This is a genomic window from Sphaerospermopsis kisseleviana CS-549 (genome assembly GCF_028329225.1).
Lineage (GTDB): Bacteria > Cyanobacteriota > Cyanobacteriia > Cyanobacteriales > Nostocaceae > Sphaerospermopsis > Sphaerospermopsis kisseleviana.
In genome coordinates, this window is record NZ_JAQMTI010000064.1 from 1 (window position 1) to 10,093 (window position 10,093).

Annotated in this window: 12 protein-coding genes and 1 tRNA gene; 6 read left to right on the forward strand and 7 right to left on the reverse strand. The window is 40.3% G+C overall.

What is annotated here, in order from left to right:
* Positions 1-192: 192 nt before the first annotated feature.
* Complete coding sequence (locus PN497_RS04630) at positions 193-609, reverse strand: photosystem I reaction center subunit II PsaD (RefSeq protein WP_096570464.1); 417 nt, start codon at positions 607-609, stop codon at positions 193-195.
* 290 nt (positions 610-899) lie between these two features.
* Here PN497_RS04630 and PN497_RS04635 point away from each other — a divergent pair, with 290 nt between their 5' ends.
* On the forward strand, positions 900-1,058 hold the full coding sequence (locus PN497_RS04635) for a hypothetical protein (RefSeq protein ID WP_272109709.1): 159 nt from the start codon (positions 900-902) through the stop codon (positions 1,056-1,058).
* A 69-nt stretch (positions 1,059-1,127) separates the two neighbouring features.
* Here PN497_RS04635 and PN497_RS04640 read toward each other — a convergent pair whose 3' ends face one another.
* Positions 1,128-1,658: a hypothetical protein gene (locus PN497_RS04640; RefSeq protein ID WP_096570466.1), complete on the reverse strand. Its 531-nt coding sequence runs from the start codon at positions 1,656-1,658 to the stop codon at positions 1,128-1,130.
* Between the two features lie 117 nt (positions 1,659-1,775).
* On the opposite strand from PN497_RS04640, the gene PN497_RS04645 reads away from it, so the two are divergent.
* The 4 genes from PN497_RS04645 to PN497_RS04660 all read left to right on the forward strand — a co-directional run bounded on the left by PN497_RS04645 (position 1,776) and on the right by PN497_RS04660 (position 3,233).
* Complete coding sequence (locus tag PN497_RS04645; RefSeq protein WP_096570468.1) at positions 1,776-2,012, forward strand: DNA-directed RNA polymerase subunit omega; 237 nt, start codon at positions 1,776-1,778, stop codon at positions 2,010-2,012.
* A gap of 66 nt (positions 2,013-2,078) precedes the next feature.
* Positions 2,079-2,582, forward strand: a complete 504-nt coding sequence (locus PN497_RS04650) for a hypothetical protein (RefSeq protein WP_272109710.1) — start codon at positions 2,079-2,081, stop codon at positions 2,580-2,582.
* A 70-nt stretch (positions 2,583-2,652) separates the two neighbouring features.
* Positions 2,653-3,018: a DUF1818 family protein gene (locus PN497_RS04655; protein ID WP_096570470.1), complete on the forward strand. Its 366-nt coding sequence runs from the start codon at positions 2,653-2,655 to the stop codon at positions 3,016-3,018.
* 141 nt (positions 3,019-3,159) lie between these two features.
* Positions 3,160-3,233: transfer RNA gene (locus PN497_RS04660), tRNA-Pro, on the forward strand.
* A 2-nt stretch (positions 3,234-3,235) separates the two neighbouring features.
* On the opposite strand, the gene PN497_RS04665 is transcribed toward PN497_RS04660, so the two are convergent.
* From PN497_RS04665 to PN497_RS04685, 5 genes are all read right to left on the reverse strand, one after another.
* Positions 3,236-3,808 carry a 5-formyltetrahydrofolate cyclo-ligase gene (locus tag PN497_RS04665; protein WP_096570472.1) on the reverse strand — a complete coding sequence of 191 codons (573 nt, stop codon included), beginning with the start codon at positions 3,806-3,808 and terminating at the stop codon, positions 3,236-3,238.
* A gap of 201 nt (positions 3,809-4,009) precedes the next feature.
* Positions 4,010-4,954 (reverse strand): GDP-L-fucose synthase family protein, encoded by a 945-nt coding sequence (locus PN497_RS04670; RefSeq protein ID WP_096570474.1) that lies wholly within the window; start codon positions 4,952-4,954, stop codon positions 4,010-4,012.
* Between the two features lie 117 nt (positions 4,955-5,071).
* Positions 5,072-6,151 carry a GDP-mannose 4,6-dehydratase gene (gmd, locus tag PN497_RS04675; protein ID WP_096570476.1) on the reverse strand — a complete coding sequence of 360 codons (1,080 nt, stop codon included), beginning with the start codon at positions 6,149-6,151 and terminating at the stop codon, positions 5,072-5,074.
* 445 nt (positions 6,152-6,596) lie between these two features.
* Positions 6,597-7,355: a sugar transferase gene (locus tag PN497_RS04680; protein WP_096570478.1), complete on the reverse strand. Its 759-nt coding sequence runs from the start codon at positions 7,353-7,355 to the stop codon at positions 6,597-6,599.
* A gap of 115 nt (positions 7,356-7,470) precedes the next feature.
* Positions 7,471-8,610 (reverse strand): glycosyltransferase, encoded by a 1,140-nt coding sequence (locus PN497_RS04685; RefSeq protein ID WP_096570480.1) that lies wholly within the window; start codon positions 8,608-8,610, stop codon positions 7,471-7,473.
* 481 nt (positions 8,611-9,091) lie between these two features.
* On the opposite strand from PN497_RS04685, the gene PN497_RS04690 reads away from it, so the two are divergent.
* Entirely contained in the window at positions 9,092-10,024 is a 933-nt protein-coding gene (locus PN497_RS04690; protein ID WP_096572773.1) for an NAD-dependent epimerase/dehydratase family protein, read from the forward strand.
* Positions 10,025-10,093: the final 69 nt, after the last annotated feature.

The following is a 10,093-nucleotide window of genomic DNA, read 5'->3' on the forward strand; positions in this document are numbered from 1 at the left end:
ATTGGTAACAAAAACTGACGCTCAACAGACCTTGTACTGAGCGAAGCCGAAGTACATTTCTTGTCTAAAATCTTCCTTGTCTACTTTCCCTCCTTGCCTTCCTTGTCCTGCCTTCACAGATAATATTAAAAACCTACCCCTATGAGGTCCCCAGTCCCCAGTCCCCAGTCCCCAGTCCCTAGTACCTAGACCTTATGCGTCGTGGGTAGCTTTACCACTGAATTTGAGTTGTGCAGGACTGGGGTTTTGACCAATTCTGCGGGGTACGTGGCGCACCATTTGACGACCAGCATTTACCTTTTCAGGGAAGACACCATCAGCAGGGTGAATGAAAGTGGTTTCACCGCTGGGGAGAATCCGGTAAATTTTGTAGTCAGTGATTTTGAATTTGCGGAGTTGAGCGCCTAAAGCGATACCATACTCCTTGCGAGCCAAATAAAGCAAGTTTTCGCCTTTTAGCATTGTAGCAGCGCCACCAGTAGGCATTTCAAAAACCTGCTCTTTGGGGCTTGTCCAGGTGATAGCGTACTTTTCTTCTACTTCTGCTTTTTTAAGTAGACCGCCAGTGCTACCGCCGAAGAGGGGAGTTTGTCCAGTTAGAGTTGCCATAAGGTTAAGGTTTTCTCTCAACGTTTTTAGGGCATACTAACACCGTAACCCACCTTATGTTGCGATCGCGTTATAGACTGTAACAGTTTTTAGGAAATGGGTGATTGGGGACTGGGGACTGGGGACTGGGAAAAATCTTTTCCTCCCCATCACCCCATCTGAATTGATGCAATTTTTGTCGCTGTAGTCTAGGTAGCTTGGCAACGCGGACAAATTATTTGACGATTTAACAGAATATTGTCACAAAAAATCAAAACTATTAAAACCCTGCTGTAACAGCGAAACTAAAAATGGAGGTTATTCAAAGTTTATTAGAAGCAGGCGATCGCACTACCTATGCTCAAAGACTCAAAGAAACAGCAGTAAAACTGGGTAAATCAGTGCGAACAGGAAGGCTTAAAAGCTTACACTTTTTGAACGTTAAAATAGCTAAAACCCTTTGCCTGTAAAGTTTTCAGAGTTATATGGCTAACGCCACGCTACGCTATCAGCAACCCCTAATTATCAATTCTTAATTCTCAATTCTCAATTGGTAAACCCAACTTACTTTGATTGGTCATTTGGATATTACATAGGTCTGGATTTAAATCCAGTTTACAGGTGTAAGTTGCTAACATTTCTTTTTGATAATTGAAAACGCGGATGTTATAACCCAAATTACGAGTATAATTACCCAGACTATGCACAAATCGGTAGCGTTCTAGATAATCTAATAAACTCCAAATTTGCTGATTTACGATCAAGTCTACACGGGCTGATTCATTTTCAGACGCTGGATATGCTATCCAGTTATCTAAAAGTTTATTTTCAGAGATTTCCTTAGCCCACCACAAACTAGGGATCGTTAAACTTGTGGAGTTAATAGTGTTAGCGGTGATGACAGAACCTTGGGGAGTAGTCAATAAATTTAGTTCTAGTGGTGCATCGGAAGGGCGGGGTATATTTCCCGCTTGTGAGGGTTGGATGGATAAACTAAAAAAAGTAGTCAGACTCGCGCCGAGTATGAATAACAGAGATTTTTGGGAAGTGATAAAATTCTTTTTAGACATAAGTACAGATCAAAAATTTATGTGTTATTTATGTGTTATTTATAATATATACAATTCCAATTTCTCAGTTTCTTTTGGTACTGCTAAACTGGTTGAGAATCCTAACAAACACAAATTATGCTCAAGCGTTCCAAGTTCGAGACAACCCAATCTCAAATTATGCACCGTGCCGAGGATCTTATTAGCGCCGCTTCAAATCGCTATCGGATTACTGTGCAAGTAGCTAATCGTGCCAAGCGTCGGCGTTACGAAGATTTTGAAAATAATGAAGATAGCATGATGAAACCTGTACTTAGAGCCATTATTGAGATGTCTGATGAACTAACTCAGCCGGAAATTATCGGCGATTTGTAATTTACATGATACTGGGAATGGGTCATTAGTTCCCTATTCCCAGTTTTTTTATCGTAAAATCAATCAATGAAAAAGAAAAAACTTTTATTTTTGCGGTTTCAATCAGGACTGATAATTACAATAATAACTCTGAGTGTATTGATTTTCGGTTCAGGAAACTTCGATTTTCTGAGCATCTCACCTGCTGTAGCCCAAAGAATCAGCCCTAGTGATATTTGGCAGTTAGTGTATCAGCAATTACCCGACCTGTCAAAAGAAAATCAATATATCAGTAAAGAAACTGGCAAGGTGGCTGAAAATAACACCTTAGCTAGTCGGTTGATTCGTTACCACATTTATGTAAAAGGTAGAGTGCCTATATATCGTTTCGATTGGAAACTAACTTTAGCTGACTATTTGAATGCAAATGAAGTTATATATGAAGCTTCCTATCCGGGCAATGATTCCTTAAAGCAAAATCCATTAGAGGGCGATCGCACTGCTATAGCTAAACTCACCCGCAACCAACGTAATAAGCTAGTACAAGTCCTGGTTAATATTTTTAATACTCCATCATCAGGTGACAGGTGACAGGTGATAGGGAAATATTAATAACCTAATGCCCAATGACTAATGACTAATGACTAATGACCAATAACTAATGGAAAAAGTGATTAAAAGCGGAACTGGTTGGCGTATAGGTTGGAATCCAGACGCACCAGAATTTAAAGGTTTAGTTGGTACAGATAATTGGGCGGTTGAATTAACCAAAGTTGAATTAGATGATTTTTGTCGCTTATTAAATAAGCTTGCAGATACGATGAAGCATTTAGCGACAGAATTAATGGATGAAGAAAAAATTGCCTGTGAAGCCGAAAGCGATTTATTATGGATGGAGGTAGAAGGTTATCCCCACTCCTATAGTTTGCGCTTGATCCTCAACACTGGGCGATGTGCAGAAGGACAATGGGATGCTGATGCAGTACCGGGTTTGGTGGCAGCAGCAGCGATACTGAAAGTTTTTTGAAAAACCCCCTTGCGTTTTCCTTCGACTTTTGATATATTTAGGAAAGTGACTTAATAAAGGTTAGATTCACAATCTAAATTCACAAATTTGGCAAAATCCCCAATCCAAAATCTAAGATCAAGAATCTAAAAGTTAAGTTAACGGGGCGTAGCGCAGCTTGGTAGCGCGCCACTTTGGGGTAGTGGAGGTCGTGGGTTCGAATCCCGCCGCTCCGATTTTATCGGATGTAAATTTGCGATTCAGTAATAACACCTTGTAAACATTTATCCCAATTATCAAAGGGGAGTTGATGGAAATAGGCAAAATCAAAAACTACGCCTATAGTGGGTATTTTAGACCAAACGGGAGAACTCAACAAACGGTCATAATATCCACCACCATAACCTAAACGATATCCTTGGCGATCGCAAGCTACACTAGGGACAAGAATTAAATCGACTTCTGTAGGATCTATAGTTGGTGCTTCCGGGTGTGGTTCAGTAATACCATAATTACCGGTTTGCGGTATATCATCTGGTTGCCACAAGTGCCAGGATAGAGACTCACCAACACAACGAGGAAAACCCCAACTACGCTGCGAGTCCGTAAACAGTGGACTTAAATCAGGTTCTTGACGAAAGCTGAAATAGGCGAGGATGGTGGTTGCTTGGGTAAATAAAGGCGAATTTTGGAGTTGGGAAGAAATGCGATCGCTCTTTTTTTGCCAATCTTGAACAGTCATAGATTGACGTTTTCTTAGCAAACTACGTCTAAGTTCTGTTTTGTTTAGCTGTGAATCAACTTTTAGCAATGTGCGAACAGGTAACAGGTGACAGGTGAATTGATAATTGATAATTGATAATTGACAATTGTTTCATTCAAGGGTAATTGTCAATTGTCCATTGTTAATTGTCAATTGATGGCATTCCCAGTCAGAGACTGGGAACGAGATAAGACTGGGAACGAGATAACGAGATAAACGAGATAACCAGATAAACTGTGAGATTTTTACCTATGCAGCATTTTTGCGCCACCACTCAATAGTATTTTTTAGCCCTTCTTCAAAGCTGAATTGAGCAGTGAAACCAAACGCTTCCTTGGCTTTTTCCGTATCTAAACAACGTCTTGGTTGTCCGTTGGGTTTGTCAGTTTCCCAAACAATCTCCCCTTCATATTCCATTAACTCACAAATCAGATTAATCAAATCTCTAATAGAGATTTCATAACCTGTACCCAAGTTAATAGGATCAGATTCATTGTAGAACTGAGTACCCATGACAATACCCCGTGCAGCATCTGTGGAATACAAAAACTCACGGGTAGGAGAACCATCACCCCACACAGGAAGTTGTTTTTCTCCCTTGGTTTGTGCTTCGTGAACTTTGCGGATCAAAGCTGGAATAACATGAGAACTTTTAGGATCAAAGTTATCTTCAGGTCCATATAAGTTCACAGGGAGTAGGTAAATACCATTAAACCCATACTGCTGACGGTAAGATTGCAGTTGCACTAAAAGCGCCTTCTTAGCTACTCCATAGGGAGCGTTAGTCTCTTCTGGATAACCATTCCACAAGTCTTCTTCTTTAAAAGGAACTGGGGTAAATTTAGGATAAGCGCAGATAGTACCCACACAAACGAACTTTTCTAAACCTGCTTGATAGGCCGCATGAATTAGCTGAGTACCCATGATCAAGTTATCATAGAACAACTCTGCGGGTTTTTCACGGTTGAGGCCAATTCCACCGACATGAGCAGCTAAGTGAATGACTATATCCTGTTGTTCAACTGCGCGTTGGCAATTTTCCCAAACTCGCAAATCACAATCACGCGATCGCGGTACTGTAATTTTCTCACGGTCTGCCCCAGCTTGACACAGTTGGTTTATCACTTGACGGCCTAGAAAACCGGAACCACCAGTGACAAGAATACCTTTATTGTTTAGTTCTAAGCCAGTCATTCAATTTTGGATTTTAGATTTTGGATTTTGGATTAATTTGAATAAATTAGGAGTCAGGAGTTCAGAGTATTATATTTATAACTATTCCCTGTTAAGACTTCCCTATTTCCTATTCCCTTAAAAATGCAGAGTTCCTAATTCTTGACGGATAGTAGCAATATCTTGGGGTTGTTTTGAACCATTGCCATTAGGAGAAGTATGCCCAAGGGCTTGTAAGTCAGCTTCTACCATTAAAGAAACAAGTTCTTTGAAGGTTACAGAAGGTTGCCAACCTAACTTTTGTCGTGCTTTTGTAGGATCACCAATTAACAAATCTACTTCTGCTGGTCTGAGATAGCGTTGATCAAATTCAACATAATCTTGCCAGTTGAGATTAACATAACCAAATGCTAATTCCAAAAATTCCCGTACTGAGTGAGTTTCCCCTGTAGCAATAACGTAATCATCGGGCTGATCTTGTTGCAACATCAGCCACATTGCTCTAACGTAATCTTTGGCATAACCCCAATCACGTTTAGCATCTAAATTACCCATATATAAGACTTTTTGCTTATCAGCGACAATACGGGCAACAGCTCTAGTTATTTTTCTAGTAACAAATGTTTCACCCCGGCGAGGTGATTCATGGTTAAAAAGAATACCGTTGCAAGCAAACAAGTTATAAGATTCTCGATAATTTACAGTTTGCCAGTGAGCATAAACTTTTGCACAAGCGTAGGGACTGCGGGGATAAAAAGGTGTTGTTTCACTTTGGGGGACTGCTTGCACCAAGCCATACATTTCCGAAGAACCGGCTTGATAGAACCGTACTTGAATCCCTGTGCGGTGTTGGTAGTCGCGGATGGCTTCTAATAAACGAAGAGTTCCCATACCTACAGCATCTACTGTATATTCAGGAGAATCAAAACTAACTCTAACGTGAGATTGAGCGCCTAAATTATAAATTTCTGTGGGTTTAACTTCTTCTAAAATGCGGCGCAGGGTAGTACCATCAGTTAAATCGCCGTAGTGTAGAAATAATCTTACACCTTCTTTATGTGGATCTTCGTAAATGTGATCAATGCGATCTGTGTTAAAGGTGGAGGTACGGCGGATAATTCCGTGAACTTCATAACCTTGTTCTAGTAAAAATTCGCTCAAGTAAGAACCATCTTGACCTGTGATACCAGTGATCAACGCTCGTTTTTTTTCTGTCATGCCCAATTATCTCTTGTTGTTGAAGTTGTAAAATTGACAGGCAATACTAGATAAATTAGCAACTCATTGCTAAAATTGCCTGATTTTAAACATACAAGTCTTAGTTGCTATTCTATTAAAGATCAAATGTTAACTACTATACTTAAGAAAAACCTTTTTAACAAGTTAGGTTTCCATTATCTATAAAAACAAAGCGGTTAAGTTTGTCTGCCAAGATCCAAAACTTGATCTCAAGGGGTTTCAGGCTTTTTTCTAATAATTTTTCTGAGATTGGCAAAAACCAAATAAACTATAGATTTATCTGAAGAATTAATCAAGTTAACAATAAAAGTTGTAGCATTTTTTGATTAAGCCAGTGGTTTTATTAGGCTGCTGAACTGCTGAGGTGCGGGGCTTGGCATTAGCCATACTCCTGATAGGGGAGTGTGGCGTTAGCCATAGGGCGTTAATAAGCCCCGTTATTTTTAGGCATGACTACCACATTAATGGTTTTCAAGATGATCCATAAATCTAGCCAAAAATTTCTGAATTTAACATAGTGTAGGTCTATTTGGACTCGCCGGGGGTAAGGTATATCATTACGTCCAGATACTTGCCATAATCCAGTAATGCCTGGACGAATGGTTAAAACTTCATTAATATGAGAGCCATATTTGGACAATTCTTCCGCTACTAGGGGTCGGGGACCTACTACACTCATATCCCCTTTTAAAACGTTCCAAAATTGGGGAAATTCATCTAAGCTGGTAATTCGCAGTAAGTGACCAATTTTGGTAATCCGGGGGTCTTTTTTCAGTTTAAAAGTGCTGGTAAATTCTTGACGTAACTCTGGGGAAGTTTCCATCATTTGGGCGAGTATTTCATCCGCATTTGTTACCATTGTGCGGAATTTGATACATTTAAAGGGACGATAGTTTTTACCAACTCGTTCTTGGATATAAAAAATTGGACCTTGTGAGCTTACAGCAATCAGTAAGGCCAAGATTATGTATATCGGGAAAAACAAGATCAAAACCGACAAAGAAAATGCAATATCGAACAGTCGTTTGGCTAACTCTCCGTTTAAACCCTGATCAGATAAACCTCTGGGTTTGATCTTGGGCGGTTTTGATTTTTGACCACGTTTGACTAAAGTATGCGTCGAGGCATTAGCATCTTTACGTGGGTATCGCTTGCCGGAGAGAAGTGAACTCTGGGCAGTCATCATACTCCTTAATAATCCACACCACACATAGTCCCAATCTTAAAGCTAAAAGGCAGTAATTCTGGGGGGAAATTCCCAAAAGCTTGGAAAATAAATACAAAAATCCTGAATATTATTACAGGGAAGGTCTTTTTTCTTGACACTGATTCAGGAAATCGAGATAACGATCTGCAAAAACCTGTCTCGAAAACTGACTGGCGTGTAATTTTATATACTCAGATTTAAAAAAATCCTGATTGACTTCAAACTTTTCTACGGCCTCCACCAAAGCTGCTACTGTTTGTTCTTTAAAGAATATACCTGTTCCGGTGTCCATACAAGTGCGAATATCTCGCACGGTTTCTAAAGCACCACCAGCACCATAAGCAATAACAGGAGTACCACAAGCTTGTGCTTCTACTAAGGCAATGCCAAAATCTTCACAAGCTGCATATACAAAAGCTTTGGCACGAGCCATATAGGTTTTTACCATATCCTCAGGTTGCCATCCGAGTATTTGGATATGAGGACTGGCGATCGCTTGCAGTTGTTTCATTTGCGGTCCTGTACCAATCACCACCAATGGTCGTTTGAGTTGATTAAAAGCCTGAACAATCAAGGATACTTGTTTATAAGTCACCAATCGGGAAACGATCAGATAAAAATCCTCTTTTTCAGCGCAGAAGGGCAAGTTTTCGATGTTTACTGGTGGGTAAATGACTTTTGCTTCTCGGCGATAGCAACGCCAAATCCTGCGGGCTGTATGCTGGGAGTTGGCGATGAAGTAATCAACGCGGTTGGCACTCAATACATCCCATTGACGTAAACTATGCAATAAGTATTTTGTGACCCATCCAATTCCACCTTTTCCTAGTTTGCTTTGGTTGAGATAATCAAAGGTCAAGTCCCAAGCATAACGCATTGGACTATGGCAATAACAAATGTGCAGTTGATCTGGAGTGGTGAGGACTCCTTTCGCTACTGCATGGGATGAAGATAAAATTACCTCATATTGACGCAAATCTAACTGTTCGATTGCTAATGGTAACAATGGTAAATATTTTTGTACCCCTTGACGAGCTAAGGGTAAATGTTGCAGAAAGGTTTTGCCTATCTGACGCTGGTAAAGATAACTTTCTGGGTTGGTAGATTCAAAATCTATTAAGGCATATAAATCAGCATCTACATGATTTAATATTTCCTTGACTACGAGTTCTGAACCTCCTGTGGCTTTAGGTGTTAGCCACTCATGGACTAAGGCATATTTTGAAGACATATTAATTGGGGACTGGGGACTGGTGACTGGGGACTGGTGACTGGGGACTGGGGACTGGGGACTGGGGACTGGGAAAAATATAATTAATTACCTATAGCAATTCGGTTTGATTTATGAATTTACTCGTAGAGGCGGGGAAAAGGAAATAGGGAACAGAAAAGAAGTAATAAAGGTTTACTGAGTTTGTTCAAAAATCAAATAGGAGTCCTATATTAGCTATGACCTATTTACAGCAGATTTCATAGAAGTACACCAGTAGCGGGCAAGATGCCCGCACCACAAGAGTTTTATGATTCATCGCTTGTTAGACACCGTAAGGGATCTCAGCTAAGTGGACTCGTTGAACTAAGAATCTGCGCTCCTTTAGGAGCGCAGAGTGTCAATACCCAGTCCCCAATTACCAATCACCAGTCACCAATTACCTGATAATCTCAACAATAGGGGTGTTTTGTCACCTGTGTTTATAAGGATTTGGGATTTTATGCGTATTCTGGTTATTGGTGGGACTCGGTTTATCGGTGTCTACTTGACTCAACTGCTGGTAAAAGCTGGCCATGAGGTGGTTTTGTTTAATCGAGGTAATCATCCCGCACCTGATGGTGTAGGACAGATTATAGGCGATCGCACTGACCCAACTCAGTTAAAGGATAAGTTATCGCAGGAAAGTTTTGATGTCATTTTTGACAATAATGGTCGGGAACTGGCTGATACTCAACCCTTGGCGGAAATTTTTCATGGTAGGGTGAAGCATTTTGTTTATATGAGTTCGGCTGGGGTATATTTAAAGTCTGATCAAATGCCCCACATTGAAGGTGATGCTGTTGATCCGAAAAGTCGTCACAAGGGTAAGCATGAAACGGAAGCTTACTTACAACAGTTAGGCATTCCTTTTACTTCCATTCGTCCAACTTATATTTACGGACCTCAGAATTATAACCCTTTGGAAAGCTGGTTTTTTGATAGAATTGTCCGCGATCGCCCGATTCCTATTCCTGGAAATGGGATGCACATTACCCAGTTAGGTCATGTTAAGGATCTAGCACAGGCGATGTTACAGGTGATTGGTAATGAAAAAGCCATTGGTGAAATTTATAATGTGTCAGGCGATCGCTTTGTCACTTTTGATGGTTTAGCCCGTGCTTGTGCGATCGCTGCTGGTAAATCTGCCGCTGATCTTAAAATAGTACATTACGATCCCAAAAAGTTTGATTTTGGTAAACGTAAAGCTTTCCCCATGCGGGTACAACACTTTTTTGCATCGGTAAATAAAGCGATGACTGAATTAAATTGGCAACCAGAATATGATTTAATTTCTGGTTTACAAGATTCTTTAAACAATGATTATTTAGCCAGTGGACAAGATAAAACAGAAGTTGATTTTTCTGTAGATGATGAAATTTTGAAAGCTGTTTAATTTAGGAGTCAGGAGTCAGGAGTCAGGAGTCAGGAGTCAGGAGTCAGGAGTCAGGAGTCAGGAGTCAGG

Excerpts from the sequence above, each read along its gene's own strand:
- gmd (WP_096570476.1), bottom strand. The coding sequence starts at position 6,151 with ATGACAGAAAAAAAACGAGCGTTGATCACTGGTATCACAGGTCAAGAT.
- PN497_RS04690 (WP_096572773.1), top strand. The coding sequence starts at position 9,092 with ATGCGTATTCTGGTTATTGGTGGGACTCGGTTTATCGGTGTCTACTTG.
- PN497_RS04670 (WP_096570474.1), bottom strand. The coding sequence starts at position 4,954 with ATGACTGGCTTAGAACTAAACAATAAAGGTATTCTTGTCACTGGTGGT.
- PN497_RS04685 (WP_096570480.1), bottom strand. The coding sequence starts at position 8,610 with ATGTCTTCAAAATATGCCTTAGTCCATGAGTGGCTAACACCTAAAGCC.
- PN497_RS04635 (WP_272109709.1), top strand. The coding sequence starts at position 900 with ATGGAGGTTATTCAAAGTTTATTAGAAGCAGGCGATCGCACTACCTAT.
- PN497_RS04680 (WP_096570478.1), bottom strand. The coding sequence starts at position 7,355 with ATGACTGCCCAGAGTTCACTTCTCTCCGGCAAGCGATACCCACGTAAA.
- PN497_RS04650 (WP_272109710.1), top strand. The coding sequence starts at position 2,079 with ATGAAAAAGAAAAAACTTTTATTTTTGCGGTTTCAATCAGGACTGATA.
- PN497_RS04645 (WP_096570468.1), top strand. The coding sequence starts at position 1,776 with ATGCTCAAGCGTTCCAAGTTCGAGACAACCCAATCTCAAATTATGCAC.
- PN497_RS04655 (WP_096570470.1), top strand. The coding sequence starts at position 2,653 with ATGGAAAAAGTGATTAAAAGCGGAACTGGTTGGCGTATAGGTTGGAAT.
- PN497_RS04640 (WP_096570466.1), bottom strand. The coding sequence starts at position 1,658 with ATGTCTAAAAAGAATTTTATCACTTCCCAAAAATCTCTGTTATTCATA.
- PN497_RS04630 (WP_096570464.1), bottom strand. The coding sequence starts at position 609 with ATGGCAACTCTAACTGGACAAACTCCCCTCTTCGGCGGTAGCACTGGC.